This window comes from Streptomyces sp. NPDC090025, from assembly GCF_044748125.1.
Taxonomy (GTDB): Bacteria; Actinomycetota; Actinomycetes; order Streptomycetales; family Streptomycetaceae; genus Streptomyces.
In genome coordinates this window covers 365380-387156 of the sequence record NZ_JBIVFL010000003.1, presented here as the reverse complement: position 1 = coordinate 387156, position 21777 = coordinate 365380, and the positions used below count along the sequence as shown (strand labels likewise).

Below are 21777 nucleotides of genomic sequence, written 5' to 3'. Positions count from 1 at the left end.
CGGTACGAAGGCGGTACGGCCCCGGCCCCGCCGCGCCCCTCACCCCCGCGCGAGCAGCCGCATCCCGCCCATCAGCTCCCGCAGGCAGCGCACCGCGAGCTCCGCGGGCGAGCCGGGGCCGTGCGGCGGCGCGTCCGTCTCCGACCAGGTCTCCAGGGCGATCCGGATGGCGTCGGTGGCCGCCGCCGCGGCGAGCCGCAGTTCGAGGGGGTCCGCGCCGGGGCCCGCGAGCGTGGCGACGACCTCCCGGAGCCGGTCCTCGGACTCCTGGTTGACCCGGTACCAGACGGCCCGCAGGGCCGGGTCGTGCGCGGCGGCCCGGAGCAGGCCGCGGGTCCAGCGCAGGCCCTCCTCGGCCTCGGCGCCCGCCGCCGCGAGCGACTCGGCGATCGAGTGCTCCAGGGCGGCGGGCAGCGCGGTGCCCGGTGCGGTCGCGGCCAGCGCGGCCCGCCAGCGGTCGGCGCCGCCCGCGAGCAGCGGGGCGACGGCGTCCTGCTTGGAGCGGAAGTAGCGGTAGAAGGTGCGCAGCGCGACCCCGGCCCGGACGGCGATGTCCTCGGCCGTGGTGTCGTCGGGCCCGCGTTCGGTGAACAGTTCGGCCGCGGCCCGGGCGATGTCGAGCTGGGTGGCGGCCTTGCGGCGCTCCGTCAGGGACGGCGTGGCGGTCGGGCCGGTGGCGGGGGAAGGGCGCTGGGTGCTCACCCCACCCAGCGTACGCTCGCGACTGCCAAGAGTGCACATCGTGCAGGTGTGGCAAAACGTGCCACTTGGGCGTACGGTGGCAACCGATTCGGAAATCTTGAGATCGAGAGGTTGTCGTCATGAACCAGCTGACCCGTTACGAGGGACGCCGCGCACTCGTCACCGGCGGCGGCTCCGGCATCGGCCAGGCCACCGTCCTGCGCATGCTGGCCGAGGGCGGGCGCGTCGTCGCCGCCGACATCAGCGAGGACGGCCTCAAGGACACGGTCGCCAAGGCCGGCGACGCCGCCGACCGCCTCACCACCCTCGTCGTGAACATCGGCGACGAGACCTCCGTACGCGAGGGCGTCGCCGCCGCCGTCACCGCGCTCGGAGGCCTCGACGTGCTGGTCAACGCGGCCGGCATCCTGCGCTCCTCGCACACCCACGAGACCACCCTCGACGCCTTCGAGCAGGTCGTCCGGATCAACCTGACCGGCACCTTCCTGATGATCCGCGAGGCGATCCCGGCGCTCCTGGCGGGCAACGGCTCCGCCGTCGTCAACTTCTCCTCCACCTCCGCGCTGTTCGCCCACCCCTACATGGCGGCCTACGCGGCCAGCAAGGGCGGCATCCAGTCCATGACCCACGCGCTCGCCGCCGAGTACGCCAAGCAGGGCATCCGCTTCACCGCCGTGCAGCCCGGCTCCATCTCCTCCGGCATGACCGACGGCTCCGGCGCCAGCAAGCAGTCGACCGGCCCCGGCCTGCCCGCCGACGCCGACATGTCGCTGTTCATGAAGCTCGCCCCCGCCCTCGGCCAGGGCTTCGCGGGCCCCGAGACCGTCGCCGGTGTCGTCGCGATGCTCGCCTCCGACGACGGCCGCTTCATCACCGGCACCGAGGTCCGCATCGACGGCGGGACCCACTTCTGATGGCCGCCCCGCAGCACGCCCTCGCCGCCGAGGTCTTCGGCGGCCGGGTCGCCGTGATCACCGGCGCCTCCTCCGGGATCGGCGCCGGGCTCGCCCGGCACGCCGCCGAGATCGGCATGAAGCTGGTCCTCGCCGACATCGCCGCCGACCGCCTCGCCGCGTTCGCCGACGAACTGCGGGCCACCGGCGCCGAGGTCGAGGCCGTCGTCACCGACGTCGCCGACCCCGCCTCCGTCGAGGCCCTCGCCGACACCGCGTACACCCGCTTCGGCACCGTCGACCTGCTGGTCAACAACGCCGGGATCATGGCCATGGGCTACTCCTGGGAGATCCCCGCCGAGCGCTGGGACGCCATGCTCAAGGTCAACATCGGCGGCTACGTCAACGGCCTGCGCACCTTCGTGCCACGCTTCCTGGAGCGCGCCGCACGCGGCGAGCGGTCCTGGGTGGTCAATGTGTCGTCGGTCGGCGGCCTGCTGCCGAGCCCGCTGATGGCCCCGTACAGCGTCACCAAGTTCGGCGTCCTCGCGCTCAGCGAGTCGCTGCACTACGAGATGCTGATGAAGGGCGCGCCCGTCCAGGTGTCCGTGGTGACGCCCGGCTCGGTCAAGAGCGAGATCTTCAAGGCGGCCCGCCCCGGCGAGACCGCGCCCCCGGAGATCGCCGCGTTCAACGAGCAGCTGCAGAAGCTCGCCGACGAACACGGGCTCACCGCCGAGGAGCACGCCGAGCGGGTGTTCCGGATGGTCGCCGAAGGCGCGTACTGGGCGATCCCGCAGCCGGAGCAGCTGTTCCCGGCCCTCCAGCCGCGCACCGACATGATCCTCGAACGGCGCAACCCCGAGCTCCAGCTCGGCGGCTGACACCGCCGCTCGGCTCCCGGCCCCCGGCGCCCGGTCCGGTCCTGGCGTCCGACCCCCTCCGCAGTCCTCAGCCAGGGCCGAACCGGGCCCACAGCCGCGGGAAGCGGGCCGCGAGCACCACGTCGTCGTCCACGTCGAACGGGGTGCCCAACGGCTCCGCGCCCTGCGGCGGGATGCCCAGATCCGGCGTCTCCGCCCCGGTCAGCCGTTCGTACGCCTCGTCCGCCGCGAAGCCCAGCTCCTCGCCGTCCCCGTCGATCTCGTCGTCGAAGTCCTCCAGGAGCTCCGCCAGCGCGTCCGCCTCGTGCAGCGCGCCCTCGAACACCTCCCGGCCCTGACCGATCAGCCAGCACCGGAAGTAGTCGAAGGAGTCGTCCCCCGCCCCTTCGAGCAGCACCGCCGCCGCACCCCACAGCTCCCAGCTGTACGCGCGGTTGTAGCGGGCCTCGAAATGGCGGGCGAAGTCCAGCACGGAGTCCGGGTCGAGCTGGCTGAGCCGTTCCACGAGCAGGTCGGCGTGCTCCTCCGGGTCGCCCTCGGCGCGCTCCCGGGTGGAGTCGATGATCTCCCAGAACTCCGTCTCGTCCATCACGGGACAAGCATCGTGGGTCACGACGGGCGCTGCACCCGGAATCGGCTGAAATCAATCCGGACAGAAGATGTCGTACTTTGCTGTCACGGTGGATCCATGACGACTCCCAGCACTCCCACCACCCCCGCCCCGCAGGCCCCGGCCGATCGCCCGCTCGCCGGTCGGATCGCCCTGGTCGCCGGAGCCACCCGGGGCGCGGGCCGCGCCATGGCCGTCCAGCTCGGCACCGCCGGTGCCACCGTCTACGTCACCGGACGCACCACCCGCACCCGGGTCAGCGAGGTCGGCCGCGCCACCGAGACCATCGAGGAGACCGCCGAACTGGTCACGGCGGCCGGCGGCGAGGGCATCGCCGTGCCCACCGACCATCTGGAGCCCGAGCAGGTCCGCGCCCTCGTCGACCGCATCGACCGCGAGCGCGGCCGGCTCGACGTGCTCGTCAACGACGTCTGGGGCGGTGAGCACCTCATCGGTGGCTCCTTCGGCAAGAAGACCTGGGAGATCGGCCTCACCGACGGCCTGCGCATGCTCGAACTCGGCGTGAAGACCCACCTCGTCACCACCCACACCGCGCTGCCGCTGCTCACCCGCCACCCCGGGGGCCTGGTCGTCGAGGTCACCGACGGCACCCGGGCGTACAACAGCGTCCACTACCGGGAGAACCTCTTCTACGACCTCGCCAAGAACGCGCCCGTACGGATGGCCTTCGGCCTCGCGAAGGAACTCGCCGACTCCGGCGGCACCGCCGTCTGCGTCACCCCCGGCTGGCTGCGCAGCGAGCAGATGCTCGGCCATTTCGGCGTCACCGAGGCGAACTGGCGGGACGCCACCAAGGACCTCCCCGACTTCGGCATCTCCGAGTCCCCGGTGCTCGTCGGCCGCGCCGTCGCCGCGCTCGCCGCCGACCCGGACCGCGCCCGCTGGAACGGCGCGTCCCTCGACAGCGGCACCCTGGCCAAGGAGTACGGTTTCACCGACGCGGACGGCTCCCGGCCGGACTGCTGGGCGTTCCTGGTGGCGAAGGAGACCGACCCGGAGGTCTCGCCCGACGACTTCCGCTGACCGGTACCGGGGAGGGTCCGGGTCCGGGTCCGGGTCCGGGTCCCGCCTGGATCCAGAATCCAGGCTCTCGGATCCAGGCTCTCGGATCCAGAATCTCGGATCCAGGCTCTCGGATCCAGGCTCTCGGATCCAGGCTCTCGGATCCAGGCTCTCGGATCCAGGCTCTCGGATCCAGGCTCTCGGATCCAGAATCCCGGATCCAGAATCCCGGATCCAAGCTCTCGGATCCAGAATCCCGGATCCAGAATCCCGGATCCAAGCTCATGGCTCTTGGATCCGGGCTCTTGGATCCCCGGGCCTCAGGCGTAGCGGCCCGCCAGCGCCCTGGCCGCCGCCGCGAACCGCTCGCGCAGCGCGGCCGGGGCCAGCACCTCCGCCTCCGGGCCGAGACCCAGGAGCTGCCCGAAGGCCACCTCCTCGCTCTCCACCGGCAGCACCACCCGCAGCCGCCCGTCCGGCTCCGGCGTCCCGGCCGCCACCGCCTCGTGCGCGGCGGCCCGGTCCGTCACGTACGGCAGCCGCCGCGCACCCTCCCCGGTGAGCCGCAGCACCACCTCGGCCCGCAGCAGCGAGCGGGCGAACTCGGCAGAGCGCGCGGTCCAGAACGCCGCGAGCTCGAAGTCCGGATCCCGCTCGAACGGCTCCTCGCCCACCGTGACCTCGGTGAACCGGTCCACCCGATAGGTGCGGTACGAGGATCCGGAACGGGCGCACACGTACCAGACGCCCGCCTTCATGACGAGCCCGTACGGCTCCAGGTCCCGCGTCACGGTCCGCTCCCCGCGCCGGTAGACGGCCCGCACCGGCAGGTCGCCCCACACCGCGTCCGCGACCGGCGCCAGCAGCTCCGGCGTCGGCGGTTCCTGGAACCAGGCGGGCGCGTCCAGGTGGAACCGCCGCCCCGCCGCCTCCGGCGCGTCCCTGAGTGACGGCAGCAGCGCCGCCGACACCTTCAGGCGCGCCGCCGACGCCGCGTCGGCCAGCCCCATCTCGCGCAGCGCCCCGGGCAGCCCGGACAGGAACAGTGCCTCCACCTCGCCCCGGGCGAGCCCGGTCAGCCGGGTCCGGTAGCCGCCCACCAGCCGGTAGCCGCCCGCCCGCCCCCGGTCCGCGTAGACCGGGACCCCGGCCTCCGACAGGGCCAGCGCGTCCCGGGTGATGGTCCGTTCGGACACCTCGAGCTCCGCCGCCAGCTCGGCGGCGGTCATCGAGGGACGGGACTGCAACAGGAGGACCAGTCTGATCAGGCGGGCGGCACGCATGAGGCAAGGCTGCCACCGATACTGGGGCCCTGGGGACCGGACCGAGCACAGGGGAGCGCGATGCGGCGGGGGACAGTACTGGACGGGCGGTACGAGCTTCAGGAGCCGCTCGGCCGGGGCGGCATGGGGCAGGTGTGGAGCGCGAACGACCGCAGGAGGCAGCGTGACGTGGCCGTCAAACTCGTCACGGCACTGCCGCGGATGGGCGAGGACGAGACCTTCCTGCGGTTCCGCCGCGAGATCCACTCGGTGGCCGGTCTGCCCGGCCGCCATACCGTCATCGCCCACGACTGGGGCTACGCCGACCTGGACGGCGAGCGGGCGCTCTACATGGTGATGGAGCGGCTGTCCGGCCGCACCCTCGGCGAGGCCGTCCACCAGCGGCGGCCCGACTGGCGGACGGCCGCCGACTGGGCACGGCAGGTCGCCGCCGCCCTGGACGCGGCGCACCGGCGCCGGATCGTCCACCGCGACATCAAGCCGGACAACGTGATGTTCACCGACGACGGCGAGCTGAAGGTGCTCGACTTCGGCATCGCCAAGTTCCTCGGCGACACCCTCCAGGTCGGCGGCCTGACCGGCACCGGCGTCGCCATCGGCACCCTGCTCTACATGTCGCCCGAACAGGCCCGCGGCGAGCGCGACGTCGACCACCGCACCGACCTGTACTCGCTGGGCTGTCTGCTCTACTTCACGCTCACCGGCCGGGCCCCGTTCACCGCCGACAACCTGCTGGGCCTGGTCCACCAGAAGATGAACGGCGAGGTCGTGCCGCCGCACCACCTCGACCCCGGCGTCCCCGGAGACCTCGGCGAGCTGGTGATGAGACTGCTCGCCCGGGACCCCGCCGCCCGGCCCGCCACGGCGGCCGAGACGCTGAGCCTGCTCGCCCCGTTCACCGGCGCCCCGGCGGTCCCGGCGGCACCCGCACCCGACGTCCCAGACGCGGCGGCCCTCCGCGCGGCGGCGACCGCCGAGATCGCCGCCCTGCGCCAGGAGGCCGAGCAGGACATCGCCAAGATCCGCGTGGTGGCGCTGAAGCACGCCGAGACGAGCCGCGCCGAGGCCGAGAAGATCTGGGAGGAGACCCGGGACAGGGCGGCCCAGGCCGCCAAGGAGTTCGAGACCACCCTGGCACGCCGCCGCGAGCAGGCCGAACGGGACCTGACCGAACGCCAGGCGAAGGCGGAGAAGCGGCTCGCCGAGATCGAGCACCGGGCCGAGCAACTGCGCCTGGAGGCCGAGAAGCTGCGCGGGGACGCCGAGCGCCGGGCCCGCAAGACCGTCGCGGACGCCCAGCTCCTCGCCGAGGAGATCGAGGCCGCGGCCCGGGCCCGCTCGACCGGCGGGCTGACCGACCTGGCCCGGGTGCGCGCCGAGATCGACGCGATCCTGGCCGACAGCCGGTACCAGCCGGTGGACGTCCTCGGCGAACAACGCGTCCGGATCCTCGGCCAGTTGACCGCACTCGGCAACGCGCTCTCCGCCGCGGGCCCCGCGGACCCGGTGGCCCCCGGGCGGCCCGGCCTCCCCGACCGCCCGGAGATCCCGTCCCAGCAGTAGCCCCGGCCCCGGCCCGTACCGGTGCTCGTGCCCGCCCCGTACACCGCGAAGGCCCCGCCCCGTACACGCCGAAGGGCCGCCCCTCCCACCGGGAGGAACGGCCCTTCGGTCACGCGAGCGGCCGGGTGGCCAGGGGCCGGCCTTACAGGCCGTAGCGCTCCCGCGCCTCCTTGACCGAGGTCGCCTGCACCTCGCCGCGGCGGGCGAGCTGCGCGAGTGCCGCGACCACGATCGACTGCGCGTCGACACCGAAGTGGCGGCGGGCCGCCGCGCGGGTGTCCGACAGGCCGAAGCCGTCGGCGCCCAGCGAGGTGTAGTCCTGCTCGATCCACTGCGCGATCTGGTCCGGGACCTGGCGCATGTAGTCGGACACCGCCAGCACCGGCGAGTCCACACCCTCCAGGGCCTTGCGGACGAACGGCACCCGCTCCTCGCCGCGCAGCAGCGCCGCGTCGGCGTCCAGGGCGTCCCGGCGCAGCTCGGTCCACGAGGTGGCGGACCACACGTCGGCGGCCACGCCCCACTCGGCGGCGAGCACCCGCTGCGCCTCCAGGGCCCAGTGGATGGCCGTGCCGGAGGCGAGCAGCTGGATCCGCGAGGCGTTCGCGGGCAGTTCCAGACCGGCCGACTCGGCTGTGTTGAAGCGGTAGAGGCCCTTGACGATGCCCTCGTCGACGCCCGCGTGGCCCGGCTTGGCCGGCTGCGGCATCGGCTCGTTGTAGACCGTCAGGTAGTAGAAGACGTTCTGGTCCTCGTCCGCGGCGGCCTCGCCGTACATCCGGCGCAGACCCTCCTTGACGATCGCCGCGACCTCGTACGCGAACGCCGGGTCGTACGTCAGGGCGGCCGGGTTGGTGGCCGCGATGACCGGCGAGTGACCGTCGGCGTGCTGCAGGCCCTCACCGGTCAGCGTGGTGCGTCCGGCGGTGGCACCGACCAGGAAGCCGCGGCCGAGCTGGTCGCCGAGCTGCCACATCTGGTCGGCGGTGCGCTGCCAGCCGAACATCGAGTAGAAGATGTAGAACGGGATCATCGCCTCGCCGTGCGTCGCGTACGACGTGGAGGCGGCGATGAAGTCGGCCATCGAACCGGCCTCGGTGATGCCCTCGTTCAGGATCTGCCCGTTGACGGCTTCCTTGTAGTACATCAGCTGGTCGCGGTCGACCGGCTCGTACGTCTGGCCCTTCGGCGAGTAGATGCCGAGCGACGGGAACAGCGACTCCATGCCGAAGGTGCGGGCCTCGTCGGGGACGATCGGCACCCAGCGCTTGCCGGTCTCCTTGTCCCGTACCAGGTCCTTCACCAGCCGCACGAACGCCATCGTGGTGGCGATCGACTGCGAGCCGGAGCCCTTGTCGAACGCGGCGAACGCCTTGTCGGCCGGGGCCGGGAGCGGCGCCAGCGGGTGCACCCGGCGGGCCGGGGCGGGGCCGCCGAGGGCCGCGCGGCGCTCCTGCAGGTAGCGGACCTCGGGGGCATCGGCGCCCGGGTGGCCGTAGGGCACCTGGCCGTCGACGAACTGCGCGTCCGAGATCGGCAGCTCCAGCAGGTCCCGCATGTTCTTGAACTCGTCGGTGGTGAGCTTCTTCATCTGGTGGTTCGCGTTCTTCGACGCGAAGCCCTCGCCCAGGGTGAAGCCCTTCACGGTCTGCGCCAGGATCACCGTCGGCGCGCCCTTGAACTCCAGGGCGGCCTTGTAGGCGGCGTAGACCTTGCGCGGCTCGTGGCCACCGCGCGACAGGTGGAAGCACTCCAGGATCTTGTCGTCGGAGAGCAGCTGCCCCATCGCGACGAGCGCCGGGTCCTTGCCGAAGAAGTCCTGGCGGATGTAGGCGGCGTCGCGGGTCTGGTACGTCTGGACCTGCGCGTCCGGCACCTCGCGGAGGCGGCGGACCAGGGCGCCGGTGGTGTCGAGCGCGAACAGCTCGTCCCAGGCGTTGCCCCACAGGCTCTTGACGACGTTCCAGCCGGCGCCGCGGAACTGGGCCTCCAGCTCCTGCACGATCTTGAAGTTGGCGCGGACCGGACCGTCGAGGCGCTGCAGGTTGCAGTTGATGACGAAGGTCAGGTTGTCCAGGCCCTCGCGGGCCGCCAGGGCGAGTGCCGCGGTCGACTCGGGCTCGTCCATCTCGCCGTCACCGAGGAACGCCCACACGTGCGAGGAGGAGACGTCCTTGATGCCGCGGTTGGTCAGGTAGCGGTTGAACCGCGCCTGGTAGATCGCGGAGAGCGGGCCGAGGCCCATGGAGACGGTGGGGAACTCCCACAGCCAGGGCAGCCGGCGCGGGTGCGGGTAGGACGGCAGGCCGTCGCCGCCGGACTCCTGGCGGAAGTGGTCGAGCTGCGCCTCGGTGAGGCGGCCGTCGAGGAAGGCGCGGGCGTAGATGCCGGGGGAGGCGTGGCCCTGGATGTAGAGCTGGTCGCCGGAGCCCTCGGCGGCGCCCGACTCCTTGCCCTTGAAGAAGTGGTTGAAGCCGGTCTCGTAGAGCCAGGCCGCCGACGCGAAGGTGGCGATGTGGCCGCCGACCCCGTGCTTGGAGCCGCGGGTGACCATCGCGGCCGCGTTCCAGCGGTTCCACGCGGTGATCCTGCGCTCCATCTCCTCGTCGCCGTCGATGACGGGCTCGGCGGAGGTGGGGATGGTGTTGAGGTAGTCCGTCTCCAGCAGCTTGGGCAGGACGAGTCCGGCGCCCTCGGCGTGCTGGAGCGTGCGGCGCATCAGGTAGGCGGCCCGGTGCGGGCCGGCGGCCTTGGTGACGGCGTCGAGGGAGGCCGCCCATTCGGCGGTCTCCTCGGTGTCACGGTCCGGGAGCTGGTCGAGCTCGCTCGGAATCTTGCCTACGGGATCGGTCATGATCGCCGCCTTCCGGACAGGAGGGGGGTGGAGATAAAGGGGGCCTTGTCTGGCAGGACAGGGCGGCGGGCCGGGTGACGGCCCGCCGAAGACTGTAAGCCGACGATCGATGATCGATCAAAGTGTTGAAGGGAAAAACTCCCTCTGAACGGCAAAGTCGGCACAGGGTGCCGCGAAAATGGGCACCGGGTGCCTTGTTTTCGAAGGATTCGCCCTGGTCGGACGCTGTTCTGAGGCCCCGTACGCACGAATGAGCGGGCCCGTTCGAACGGACCCGCTCACCCGGAAACCTCGCCCCGCAAGGCCGCCCGCAACGGTGTCTCACGCCCGCGGCGCGCACCCCAGGACATGCGCCTTCACCAGCGCCCCGATGTTCGGGTCCGACCGGCGGAACGCCTCCACCAGCTCCTGGTGCTCCTCCGCGTACGACTTCTGCACCGTGCCCAGCCAGCGGATCGACAGCGCCGTGAACACCTCGATGCCCAGGCCCTCCCAGGTGTGCAGCAGCACGCTGTTCCCGGCCGCCTTCACCAGCTCCCGGTGGAACGCCACCGTGTGCCGCACCTGCGCCGTACCGTCCGAGGCCGCGTCCGCGTCGTACAGCGCCGCCACGTGCGGCTCCAGGGCCGTCGTGTCCACCGCCAGCCGCCCGGCCGCCAGCTCCGCCGCGATCTGCTCAAGGCCCGCCCGGACCGGATAGCTCTCCTCCAGGTCCGCCGCCGTGAGATTGCGCACCCGGACGCCCTTGTTCGGCGCCGACTCGATCAGCCGCAGCGACTCCAGCTCCCGCAGCGCCTCACGGACCGGGGTCTGCGACACCTCCAGCTCCGTCGCGATCCGCCGCTCCACGATCCGCTCGCCCGGCTTCCAGCGCCCGCTGACGATGCCCTCCACGATGTGCTCGCGGATCTGCTCGCGCAGCGAATGGACGACGGGCATGGTCATGGAGGCCGCTCCTTCGGAGACTGTTGACACCTAGGGGGTGCCCGGTGGATCAGGGCCGGGGCCGCAACGCCCGGCACGGCACCTCGCCGCGTTGCCGAACCGCCCCGATAGCTCCGCTATCGAGACGCTCCGGCGCCTTGCGACGCACCGCACCGGACGCCGCGGCCTACCCGGCCCTCATCCACCGGGCACCCCCTTAGACAATACGGCGGCGCCCCCGCCCGGAAACACATCCGGGCGGGGGCGCCGCAGGTGAGGCTTGTTACGTTGCCTCGCGGACCAGTGCCGTCACAGGCCGAGGTCGACCTCGAACTCGCCGGCCTCCAGGATCGCCTTCACGGCGCTCAGGTAGCGGGCCGCGTCCGCGCCGTCCACCAGACGGTGGTCGTAGGACAGCGTCAGGTAGGTCATGTCGCGCACGCCGATGACCGTGCCCTCGGCGGTCTCGATGACCGCCGGACGCTTCACCGTGGCACCGATGCCCAGGATGGCGACCTGGTTCGGCGGAACGATGATCGTGTCGAAGAGCGCGCCACGCGAACCCGTGTTGGAGATCGTGAACGTCGCGCCCGCCAGCTCGTCCGGGGTGATCTTGCTCGCCCGGACCTTGCCGGCCAGGTCGGCCGTGGCCTTGGAGATGCCGGCGATGTTCAGGTCGCCCGCACCCTTGATGACCGGGGTCATCAGGCCCTTCTCGGAGTCCACCGCGATACCGATGTTCTCGGAGTCGAAGTAGGTGATCGTGCCCTCGTCCTCGTTGATCCGGGCGTTGATGACCGGGTGGGCCTTCAGCGCCTGGGCCGCCGCCTTCACGAAGAACGGCATCGGGGACAGCTTGACGCCCTCACGGGCCGCGAACGCGTCCTTGGCCCGGGCGCGCAGCTTCATCAGCTTGGTGATGTCGACCTCGACGACCGACGACAGCTGCGCCTGGCCGTGCAGCGCCTTCATCATGTTGTCGCCGATGACCTTGCGCATGCGGGTCATCTTGACGGTCTGACCGCGCAGCGGGGAGACCTCGAGGGCCGGGGCCTTCGGCGCGGACGCGGCCGGGGCGGCGGCGACCGGCGCCGGAGCGGCGGCGGCCTTCTTGGCCTCGGCGGCGGCGAGCACGTCCTGCTTGCGGATCCGGCCACCGACGCCGGAGCCCTGCACGGCCGCCAGGTCGACACCGTTCTCGGTGGCGAGCTTGCGGACCAGCGGGGTCACGTACGCGCCGTCCTCGGCCGGAGCGGCCGGGGCGACCGGAGCCGGAGCGGCGGCCACGGGGGCCGGAGCGGCCACCGGAGCGGGCGCCGGAGCGGCCGGGGCCACCGGGGCGGGCGCCGGAGCCGGAGCCGGGGCGGGAGCGGCCACCGGGGCCGGGGCAGCGACCGGAGCCGGGGCCGGGGCGGCCGGAGCCGGAGCGGCGGCCGGGGCGGCACCTGCGGCACCGATGACGGCGAGCTTGGCGCCGACCTCGGCGGTCTCGTCCTCGCCGACCACGATCTCCAGGAGAACGCCGGAGGCGGGGGCGGGGATCTCGGTGTCGACCTTGTCCGTGGACACCTCGAGCAGCGGCTCGTCGGCCTCGACGGTCTCGCCGACCGACTTCAGCCAGCGGGTCACGGTGCCCTCGGTGACGGACTCACCGAGCGCGGGCAGCACGACGTCGGTGCCGGAGGCACCGCCCGCCGGGGCGGCCGGGGCCTCGGCGACCGGGGCCGGGGCGGCCGGGGCCTCGGCGACCGGGGCCGGGGCGGCGGCCGGAGCCGGAGCGGCCTCGGCGGCGGGCGCCGGAGCGGCCGCGGGGGCGCCCGTGCCGTCGTCGATGATGGCCAGCTCGGCGCCGACCTCGACCGTCTCGTCCTCGGCGACCTTGATGGAGGCCAGGATGCCCGAGGCGGGGGCGGGGATCTCGGTGTCGACCTTGTCGGTCGAGACCTCGAGCAGCGGCTCGTCGGCCTCGACACGCTCACCCTCGGCCTTGAGCCAGCGGGTGACGGTGCCCTCGGTGACGCTCTCGCCGAGCGCCGGCAGGGTTACGGAAACCGACATGGTTTCAGTTGCTCCTAACGAATTGCGGAAGTTGGTCGTCGCGCCCGTATGACGGGATGAGCGTCAGTCGTGGGAGTGCAGAGGCTTGCCGGCCAGGGCCAGGTGGGCCTCGCCGAGCGCCTCGTTCTGCGTCGGGTGGGCGTGGATGAGCTGCGCGACCTCGGCCGGCAGCGCCTCCCAGTTGTAGATCAGCTGCGCCTCGCCGACCTGCTCGCCCATGCGGTCACCGACCATGTGGACGCCGACCACGGCACCGTCCTTGACCTGGACGAGCTTGATCTCGCCCGCGGTCTTCAGGATCTTGCTCTTGCCGTTGCCCGCGAGGTTGTACTTCAGGGCGACGACCTTGTCCGCGCCGTAGATCTCCTTGGCCTTGGCCTCGGTGATGCCGACGGAGGCGACCTCGGGGTGGCAGTACGTCACCCGCGGCACGCCGTCGTAGTCGATCGGGACGGTCTTCAGACCGGCCAGCCGCTCCGCCACCAGGATGCCCTCGGCGAAGCCGACGTGCGCGAGCTGGAGGGTCGGGACCAGGTCGCCGACCGCGGAGATCGTCGGCACGTTGGTACGCATGTACTCGTCGACCAGGACGTAGCCGCGGTCCATCGCGACACCCTGCGCCTCGTAGCCGAGACCGGCGGAGACCGGGCCGCGGCCGATGGCGACGAGCAGCACCTCGGCCTCGAAGGTCTTGCCGTCCGCCAGGGTGACCTTCACACCGTTCGCGGTGTACTCGGCCGACTGGAAGAAGGTGCCGAGGTTGAACTTGATGCCACGCTTGCGGAAGGCACGCTCGAGCAGCTTGGAGCTGTTCTCGTCCTCGACCGGCACGAGGTGCTTCATGCCCTCGATGACGGTGACGTCGGTGCCGAAGGACTTCCACGCCGAGGCGAACTCGACGCCGATGACGCCGCCGCCCAGGATGATCGCGGACTCCGGCACCCGGTCCAGGGTGAGCGCGTGGTCCGAGGTGATGATCCGGTTGCCGTCGATCTCCAGGCCGGGCAGGGACTTCGGCACGGAACCGGTGGCGAGGAGGACGTGGCGGCCCTCGACCCGGCGGCCGTCGACGTCGACGGAGGTCGGGGAGGACAGGTGCCCCGTGCCCTCGATGTAGGTGACCTTGCGGGAGGCGACGAGACCCTGCAGACCCTTGTAGAGTCCCGAGATCACATCGTCCTTGTACTTGTGCACGGCCTTGATGTCGATGCCCTCGAAGGTGGCCTTGACACCGAACTGCTCCGCCTCGCGCGCCTGGTCGGCGACCTCGCCGGCGTGGAGCAGGGCCTTCGTGGGGATGCAGCCGTTGTGCAGGCAGGTGCCGCCGAGCTTGTTCTTCTCGATCAGTGCGACGTCCAGGCCCAGCTGCGCTCCGCGCAGCGCCGCGGCGTAACCGCCGCTACCGCCGCCGAGGATCACTAGGTCGAAAACGGTGCTGGCGTCGTTCGCCACGTCACGTCCTCCATGCATGTGCGCTCGTCGCCGGTCTTCGGTGACCGGGCGGCGGCTCGGTGTCCGGCCGCATATGTGTCGGCCCTGTGGTGGGGGCCCTGTCCTGCCGAGGCCCATCTTCGCACTTGTTGCCGGAAGGCGGGACGCGGGGCCGGGCTCTGAGACGCCCGATCGACCGTACGGCCGGGTAACCGGCGGGGCCCCGGCGGCCTGATCGCGACGGATTTCGTCGCGAGCGAACAGCCCCCGGATCGGTGATCCGGGGGCTGTTCGCTGGTGAGTGGTCGGGCCCCGGTTCGGTTCGCCCACCCGTAGGGCGAGCGAACCGAAGGGGTGCGGGCGCTGTCGAAAGGGAGAGCGCGCGCAGGCCGCGAGGTACGAGCGGCCGAGCACGGTCGACCGTCGACAGCGTCTTCAGCACCCCGGAGGTGAGCCGAGCCTCAAAAGGCTCAGATCTCGCCGTCGGCGTGCCGCTCCGCGAGGCGGACCAGGGTGCGGACGGCCGAGCCGGTGCCGCCCTTCGGGGTGTAGCCGTAGGGCGCGCCCTCGTGGAAGGCCGGGCCCGCGATGTCGAGGTGGGCCCAGGTGATGCCCTCGCCGACGAACTCCTTCAGGAACAGACCGGCGACCAGGCCGCCGCCCATCCGCTCGCCCATGTTGGACAGGTCGGCGGTGGGGGAGTCCATGCCCTTGCGCAGGTCCGCGGGGAGCGGCATCGGCCAGGACTGCTCGCCGACCTCGTCCGCGGTCTCGTGGATCGCGGTGCGGTAGGCGTCGTCGTTGGCCATGATGCCGAAGGTGCGGTTGCCGAGCGCCAGGACCATGGCACCGGTGAGGGTGGCCACGTCGATGAGCGCGTCGGGCTGCTCCTCGGACGCCTTGGTGAGCGCGTCGGCCATGACGAGACGGCCCTCGGCGTCGGTGTTGAGCACCTCGACCGTCTTGCCGCTGTACATGCGGAGCACGTCGCCCGGGCGGGTGGCGGAGCCGGACGGCATGTTCTCGGCCAGGGCGAGCCAGCCGGTGACGTTGACGGCGAGGCCGAGGCGGGCCGCGGCGACGACGGTGGCGAACACGGCGGCGGCGCCGCTCATGTCGCACTTCATCGTCTCGTTGTGGCCGGCCGGCTTCAGCGAGATGCCGCCCGAGTCGTAGGTGATGCCCTTGCCGACCAGGGCGAGGGTCTTCTCCGCCTTGGGGTGGGTGTAGGCGACGCGGACCAGCCGCGGCGGGTTCACCGAGCCGATGCCGACGCCCAGGATGCCGCCGAAGCCGCCCTTGACGAGCGCCTTCTCGTCGAGGACCTGGACCTTGAGGCCGTGCTCCTTGCCGGCCGCCTGCACGGCGGTGGCGAACGCGGCCGGGGTCAGGTCGTTCGGCGGCTGGTTGATCAGGTCGCGGGCCCGGTTCATCTCCTCGGCGACCGCGATGGCGCGCTCGGCGGCGGCCTTGTGCGCCTTGTCGCGCGGCTTGGCGCCGAGCAGGGCGGCCTCGCCGAGCGGCTTCTTGCCGCCCAGGCCGTTCTCCTGGTACGCGGTGTAGGTGTACGCGCCGAGCAGCGCGCCCTCGCCGACCGCGACGACGGCCTCGGGGGTGGCCACGGGCAGCGCGAACGCGGCCTTCTTCGCGCCGAGCAGCGCGCGGGCGGCGGTACCGGCGGCCTTGCGCAGCACCTCGGTGTCGTACTCCTGGCCGTCCTCGGGCGCGGTGCCGAGGCCGACCGCGAGGATGACGGGGGCCTTCAGACCCGCGGGGGAGGGCAGCTTGGTCGCCTCACCCTCCGCGCCGGTGGCGCCCAGCGTCTCCAGGACGGCGACCAGGCCCCCGTCGACCGCCTGGTCGACGACCTCGGCGCCCGGGGCGACGACCAGCGTCTTTCCGGACTTGGCGACACCGACGACGACGACGTCGGCGCGCAGCGTCGCCGCTCCGGCAGTGCTGAGAGTGAGAGCAGTCACGGTGGTGAATTCTCGCTTCCGTTGAGTTCTGTGGCGGTCGAGGGATGGGCCGACCGTGCCCGCCGCATCGTATTTCGGCCCTGTGAGCGCCGGTAACGAGCCTACGCTCGCTCACCGCTTTCGCTCACGGCGGCGCTGATTCACTCATCCGTGGTGTCTCTTTCGGGTTTGCGGGCCGGGCCCGACCGTCGCGTTTCACACTCGCCTCAATCGTGCGGGGACGACCCACCGTCCTCCGCCTCATCTGCACATCTCCACGGGCCCGGCCCCTCGGGCGGGCCCGCCGAGGGGGGACCCACCGATGGATTCCAGCCGATCCCGCATGTCCCGATCCGGTACGGGCGGAGCCGCCACCGGACACGCCACCGGACACGCCACCGGACACGCCACCGGACACGCCACCGGGCACGCCGCCACCACCCGCGCCGCCCGCTCCCGGACGCCCCGGGCCCGTACCACCGCGGGCGCCCGCCTCGCCACGCTCGCCGCCGCCGGACTGCTCGCCACCGTCGTGCCGTCCGCGCGGGCCGGTGCCGCCGAACCGGTCGCGCCCCGGGTCGATCTGACGGTCCTCGTCGTCGACGACGGCGGCAGCGCCGTCCAGGCCGTCACCGCCGAGCTCGACGGCTCCGGCATCCCGTACCGCAGGCTCGACCTCGCCGACCCGAACCGGCCCGTGCTCACCGCCGGCTACCTCAGCGACCCCGCCGACAGCGCCACCGGCCGCCCGCGCGCCAAGTACCAGGGCGTGGTGCTGCCCCACGAGGCCGTGTTCGGACCCGACTCCGCCGAACAGGCCGCGCTCGTCGCGTACGAGAAGACCTTCGGCATCCCGCAGGTCGACGCCTACACCTGGGCCCACCCCGGCGTCGGTCTCGACTACACCTCGGAGGGCGGCTGGTCCGGCGTCCTCGACGGCGTCGCCGCCCGGGTCACCCCCGCCGGACAGGCCGGGCCCTTCCGCGATCTGCGCGGCCCGCTCGTCTTCGAGGACAACGACCCCGCGATCTCCGAGAGCTACGGCTACGCGGGCCGCCCCCGCCCCGGCTACACCAGCTACCTCGACCTGCCCACCGCCGACGGCGGCCGGGCCAGCCTCATCGGCGAGTACGCCCACGACGGGCGCCGCGAACTCGTCGTGACCTTCGCCTACAACCCGTACCAGCGGCAGTTCCGCGCGCTGGCCCGCGGCATCGTCGAATGGCTCACCCAGGGCGTCCACCTCGGCCAGTCCCGCAACTACCTCTCCGTCCACGTCGACGACGTGTTCGCCCCCGACGCCCGCTGGGACACCGCCCGCAACTGCACCCCCGGCGACCTCGACTGCGTCGGCGGCGACGGCGAGAGCGAGCGCCCCATCCGGATGACCGCCGCCGACGCCGCCTACGCCGCCGCCTGGCAGAAGACCTCCGGCTTCCAGCTGGACATGGTCTACAACGGCGGCCAGGGCGAGCAGTGGAGGACCGAGAACGGCGGCGGCACCGACCCGCTCGCCGCCCGGCTCATCGCCGACCGGGCGCAGTACCGCTGGATCAACCACACCTACACCCACCCCTTCCTCGGCTGCGTCCAGGACGCCACCACCGTCCCCTGGACCTGCGCCAAGGACACCAAGGGCGCCGTGAAGTGGACCAGCAGGTCCGAGATCTCCGCCCAGATCCGCGACAACGTCAACTGGGCCGTCGGCAAGGGCATCGCCGTCGACCGCACCGAACTCGTCACCGGCGAGCACTCCGGTCTGAAGACGCTGCCCCAGCAGCCCGTCGACAACCCCAACCTGGCCGCCGCCCTCGCCGAGAACGGCGTGAAATGGACCGCCAGCGACAACTCGCGCGAACCCGCCCAGCGCACCGTCGGCACCGGCTCGGGCGCCGCGCAGACCGTCCCCCGGCATCCCATGAACGTCTACTACAACGTGGGCACCGCCGCCGAGATGACCGACGAGTACAACTGGATCTACACCTCGCGCGCCGACGGCGGCAGCGGCATCTGCGAGAACAACCCCACCTCCACCTGCCTGCCCCGCGCGCTCGACCCGGCCACCGGCTACGCCGCCCACATCGTGCCCCAGGAAGCCCGCACCGCCCTCGGCCACGTCCTCGGCAACGACCCCAGGCCGCACTACGTCCACCAGTCCAACCTGGCCGAGGAACGCCTCCTCTACCCCGTCCTCGACACGATCCTCGGCGACTACCGCGCCCTCTACGCCGACAACACCCCGCTGGTGAACCCCCGTCAGAAGGACGTCGGCACCGAACTCGCCCGCCGCGCCGACTGGGACCGCGCGCTCGACGCCGGACAGGTCACCGCCTACCGGATCGGCACCACCGTCACCGTCAAGGCCCCCTCCGGCGTCGCCGTGCCGCTCACCGCGCCCGAGGGCAGCCGCAAGCAACTCCTGCTCGGCACCGCCGCGTTCGGCACCGCCTACGCGGGCACCCGGTCCGCCTGGACCACGCCCGAACTCCTCCAGAGCGCCGTCACCGTCAAGCTCCCCGCCACCGGCTGACCACCGATCACCCTTCAGCACCGATCACCCGTCAGCACCGCACGCACCGCACGCACCGCACGCACCGCGCGCGCCGCGCGTACCGCACCGCACCGCACGCACCGCATCCACGTATCCGGGGGGACACGCACATGCCGGGCAGTGGCCGTCACGTCACCATGCTCACCGAAGGCACCTATCCACACGTCCACGGCGGCGTCAGCACCTGGTGCGACCAGCTGATCCGGGGCATGCCCGAGGTCGACTTCCACGTCCTCGCGCTCACCGGCAACGGCCGGGAACCCGTCACCTGGGAGCTGCCGCCCAACCTCACCGCCCACACCGCCTTCCCGCTCTGGGGCCCCGCCCCCGAACGGGCCAGGGCCGCCCCGCGCGGCCGGGCCCGCCGCGACTTCCTCGACCACTACGAACGCTTCCTGCTCGCCATCCTCGACCCCGGCGCCCACTGCGACTTCGGCGAGGCGCTCTACGCCCTCGCCGCGCTCGCCCGCACCGGCGGACTCACCGCAGCGCTCCGCTCCGAGGAGGCGCTGCGCTCCCTGATGTGGATCTGGACCATGCCCCACCTGCCGACCCTCGCCGCCCACCCCACCGTCCACGACGCCCTCACCGCCACCGACCTCCTCGAACACGCGCTGCGCCCGCTCGCCGCCCGGATACCCGGCGACCGGGTCGCGCACGCCGTCTCCAGCGGCCTCGCCACGCTGCCCGCGCTCGCCGCCCAGCACTTCGAAGGAGCACCCTTCCTGCTCACCGAACACGGCATCTACCTGCGCGAGCGCTACCTCGGCTACCGCACCGAGGCCCAGCGCTTCCCGGTCAAGGCCCTGCTCCTCGGCTTCTACCGGGAGCTGAACACCCTCGGCTACCGCAAGGCCGACCTCATCACCCCCTGCAACCAGTACAACCGGCGCTGGGAGGAGCGCGGCGGCGCCCCCGCCGACCGCATCCGCACCGTCTACAACGGCGTCGACCCCGCCGCCTTCCCGTGGGCCGGACCCGAACCCGAGACCCCCACCCTCAGCTGGGTCGGCCGGGTCGACCCCATCAAGGACCTGGCCACCCTGATCCGGGCGTACGCCATCTGCCGCGCCGAACTCCCCGAGCTCAGGCTGCGGCTCTTCGGCCCCGTCCCGGCGGGCAACGAGGACCACCGCACCCGGCTGGAGAAGCTCGCCGCCGAACTCGGCGTCGCCGACGGCGTCACCTTCGAGGGCCGCACCACCGACGTCGCCGGGGCCTACGCCGCCGGGAACGTGGTGATGCTCTCCTCGATCAGCGAGGGCTTCCCGTTCTCCCTCATCGAGGCCATGTCCTGCGGCCGGGCCACCGTCTCCACCGACGTCGGCGGCGTCCGCGAGGCCGTCGGCGACACCGGCCTCGTCGTCCCGCCCCGCGAACCCGCCATGATGGCCGCCGCCACCACCGAACTCCTCCGCGACCACGCCCGGCGCGCCGAACTGGCCCGCCGGGCCCGGCAGCGGGTCGTCGACCGGTTCACCCTGCACCGCTCGGTCGACGGCTTCCGCCGCATCTACCTCGAACTCGGCACCCGGCCCGGACCCGAACGGCCCACGCCCGCCGGGCCCGCGCCCCGCGGACCGGCCGCCGCCGTCCCGGGCCGCACCCTGGTGGGCGGAGGTGTCCCGGCATGAGCGGCTCGCTCTGGCTCAGACCCGGCGCGGCGACCGGCGACACCCTCCCGGCCGTCCCCCGGCAGCGCACCGGACCCCGCACACCCGACGGCGGGGGAGCGGTGCTCGCCGCCGACCCCCTCGACGAACTCGCCGACCGGCTCGACACCCTCGCGGCAACCGCCGTCCACCCCGACGAGATAGCCGCGATCCTCGAATCCGACGGCATGACCGACGACCACATCCGCCGCACCTACGGCCGCCAGGACTCCTTCGCCCTCGCCGAGGACCTCTACGCCCGCACCGAACGCCGCCACCCCGCACCCGCGCCGCCCGCCGCCGGACCCTGGCACACCGGACTGCCCGGCTGCCTGCTGCGCGGCCTGCTGTTCGCCCTGCCCGGCCTCGGCTACGTCCTCGGCGCCCCGCTGCTCGCCACCGGACCCGGCCGGTACGGGCTGCCGCCCGGCACCGTGCCGCTGTTCGCCGGGGCGGTCACCGGCTGGGTGTGGAACCAGGCCCTCGCCCACCGCGCCTACACCTGGCTCGGCCTCGGCGACCGGCGGGCCGCCGTCTGGGCGCTGTCCGCCGGAGCCCCGGCCGGCGCCGTCGCCGGAGCCGCCGTCGCCACGGCCGCCGCGGGCCCCGGCGAGCTGCCCGCCGTGCTCTTCGGCGCCGGACAGGCCCTCTACCTCGGCGCGGCCACCGTCCTGCTCGTCCTCGGCCGCGAACGCGCCCTGCTCGCCGCGCTCACGCCGCTCGCGGGCGCCGTCCCCGCCTTCCGCCTCGACCTGCCCGACGCCCTGCGGATCGCGCTGCTCCTGCTCTCCCTCACCGCCACCACCGTGACCGCCGCCGCCGCGCTGCGGCCCGGCGGGTCCGCCCGGGGCCGCGGCGGACCGCCGCTCGCCCGCTCGGTCCCGTACGGCCTGTTCGGCCTGGGCAGCGGACTGCTCGTGCTGTACGCGGGCGCCGACGCGATCATCGCGCTCACCCTCTCCATGGGCCCGGCCGAATGGCTCCTTCACCGCTTCCGGGCCGCCGGTACGGCCCGGCTGCGGCTGCTGACCACCGCCCGCGACTTCCGGCGCGCCGTCACCGGCACCCTCGCCCGGTGTCTCGGCGGCTACCTCGCGGTGCTGCTCGCCCTCACCGTCACCGCCGCCCTGCTCTGGCCGGGCGCGGCCGCCGTCACCGCGCCCCGGGTCGCCTCGCTGCTGCTGATCGGGGCGGTGCTGTGGCTGGGGCTGCTGCTGCAGTCGTTCGGCGCGGTCGCGAGCGCGGCGGCCGTCTGCCTGCTGGCCGCCGCCGCCCAGGCCCTCGCCCCGGCCGCCGGACCGCTCGCCGCGGGCGCGGCGGCGGCCGTGCTGTGCGTTCTCACCCGCGTGCTGCTCGCCCGCCCGACCGCCCACCGCGCCTAGGGATGTGAC

Annotated in this window: 15 protein-coding genes; 7 read left to right on the top strand and 8 right to left on the bottom strand. The window is 72.9% G+C overall.

The genetic code is table 11. The annotated features are described in order from the left end of the window. Positions 1-39 precede the first annotated feature (39 nt). Positions 40-741: a TetR/AcrR family transcriptional regulator gene (locus ACIPXM_RS11090; protein ID WP_401654366.1), complete on the bottom strand. Its 702-nt coding sequence runs from the start codon at positions 739-741 to the stop codon at positions 40-42. 80 nt (positions 742-821) lie between these two features. On the opposite strand from ACIPXM_RS11090, the gene ACIPXM_RS11085 reads away from it, so the two are divergent. Both ACIPXM_RS11085 and ACIPXM_RS11080 read left to right on the top strand, forming a co-directional pair. Continuing rightward, the gene (locus ACIPXM_RS11085; protein WP_401654363.1) at positions 822-1616 is read left to right on the top strand and encodes an SDR family NAD(P)-dependent oxidoreductase; all 795 of its coding nucleotides are present in this window, start codon (positions 822-824) and stop codon (positions 1614-1616) included. Then, positions 1616-2479 (top strand): SDR family NAD(P)-dependent oxidoreductase, encoded by an 864-nt coding sequence (locus tag ACIPXM_RS11080; protein WP_401654361.1) that lies wholly within the window; start codon positions 1616-1618, stop codon positions 2477-2479. Before ACIPXM_RS11085 ends, ACIPXM_RS11080 begins: the two co-directional genes overlap by 1 nt. Before the next feature lie 67 nt (positions 2480-2546). Here the strand turns inward: ACIPXM_RS11080 and ACIPXM_RS11075 are convergent, their stop codons facing one another. Continuing rightward, complete coding sequence (locus tag ACIPXM_RS11075) at positions 2547-3068, bottom strand: DUF4240 domain-containing protein (protein ID WP_401654796.1); 522 nt, start codon at positions 3066-3068, stop codon at positions 2547-2549. A 99-nt stretch (positions 3069-3167) separates the two neighbouring features. Between ACIPXM_RS11075 and ACIPXM_RS11070 the strand changes: the two genes are divergently transcribed. After that, entirely contained in the window at positions 3168-4133 is a 966-nt protein-coding gene (locus ACIPXM_RS11070) for an SDR family oxidoreductase (protein ID WP_401654359.1), read from the top strand. Positions 4134-4432: 299 nt separating this feature from the next. Here the strand turns inward: ACIPXM_RS11070 and ACIPXM_RS11065 are convergent, their stop codons facing one another. Beyond that, complete coding sequence (locus ACIPXM_RS11065; RefSeq protein WP_401654357.1) at positions 4433-5395, bottom strand: helix-turn-helix transcriptional regulator; 963 nt, start codon at positions 5393-5395, stop codon at positions 4433-4435. Positions 5396-5455: 60 nt separating this feature from the next. Here ACIPXM_RS11065 and ACIPXM_RS11060 point away from each other — a divergent pair, with 60 nt between their 5' ends. Continuing rightward, on the top strand, positions 5456-6958 hold the full coding sequence (locus tag ACIPXM_RS11060; protein ID WP_401654355.1) for a protein kinase: 1503 nt from the start codon (positions 5456-5458) through the stop codon (positions 6956-6958). A 142-nt stretch (positions 6959-7100) separates the two neighbouring features. Here the strand turns inward: ACIPXM_RS11060 and aceE are convergent, their stop codons facing one another. The 5 genes from aceE to ACIPXM_RS11035 form a co-directional block, all read right to left on the bottom strand. Then, positions 7101-9812: a pyruvate dehydrogenase (acetyl-transferring), homodimeric type gene (gene aceE, locus ACIPXM_RS11055; protein WP_401654353.1), complete on the bottom strand. Its 2712-nt coding sequence runs from the start codon at positions 9810-9812 to the stop codon at positions 7101-7103. Positions 9813-10133: 321 nt separating this feature from the next. Beyond that, the gene (locus tag ACIPXM_RS11050) at positions 10134-10757 is read right to left on the bottom strand and encodes a GntR family transcriptional regulator (protein WP_401654351.1); all 624 of its coding nucleotides are present in this window, start codon (positions 10755-10757) and stop codon (positions 10134-10136) included. 288 nt (positions 10758-11045) lie between these two features. Then, the gene (gene sucB / locus ACIPXM_RS11045; protein ID WP_401654349.1) at positions 11046-12794 is read right to left on the bottom strand and encodes a 2-oxoglutarate dehydrogenase, E2 component, dihydrolipoamide succinyltransferase; all 1749 of its coding nucleotides are present in this window, start codon (positions 12792-12794) and stop codon (positions 11046-11048) included. Between the two features lie 63 nt (positions 12795-12857). After that, on the bottom strand, positions 12858-14246 hold the full coding sequence (gene lpdA, locus ACIPXM_RS11040; RefSeq protein ID WP_401654347.1) for a dihydrolipoyl dehydrogenase: 1389 nt from the start codon (positions 14244-14246) through the stop codon (positions 12858-12860). A gap of 449 nt (positions 14247-14695) precedes the next feature. Next, entirely contained in the window at positions 14696-16204 is a 1509-nt protein-coding gene (locus tag ACIPXM_RS11035) for a leucyl aminopeptidase (protein WP_401654345.1), read from the bottom strand. Between the two features lie 301 nt (positions 16205-16505). Between ACIPXM_RS11035 and ACIPXM_RS11030 the strand changes: the two genes are divergently transcribed. The 3 genes from ACIPXM_RS11030 (at position 16506) to ACIPXM_RS11020 (ending at position 21768) form a co-directional block, all read left to right on the top strand. Then, positions 16506-18713: a hypothetical protein gene (locus ACIPXM_RS11030; RefSeq protein WP_401654343.1), complete on the top strand. Its 2208-nt coding sequence runs from the start codon at positions 16506-16508 to the stop codon at positions 18711-18713. Between the two features lie 131 nt (positions 18714-18844). Next, positions 18845-20368 (top strand): GT4 family glycosyltransferase PelF, encoded by a 1524-nt coding sequence (pelF, locus tag ACIPXM_RS11025; protein WP_401654341.1) that lies wholly within the window; start codon positions 18845-18847, stop codon positions 20366-20368. Continuing rightward, complete coding sequence (locus ACIPXM_RS11020; protein ID WP_401654339.1) at positions 20365-21768, top strand: hypothetical protein; 1404 nt, start codon at positions 20365-20367, stop codon at positions 21766-21768. Before pelF ends, ACIPXM_RS11020 begins: the two co-directional genes overlap by 4 nt. Positions 21769-21777: the final 9 nt, after the last annotated feature.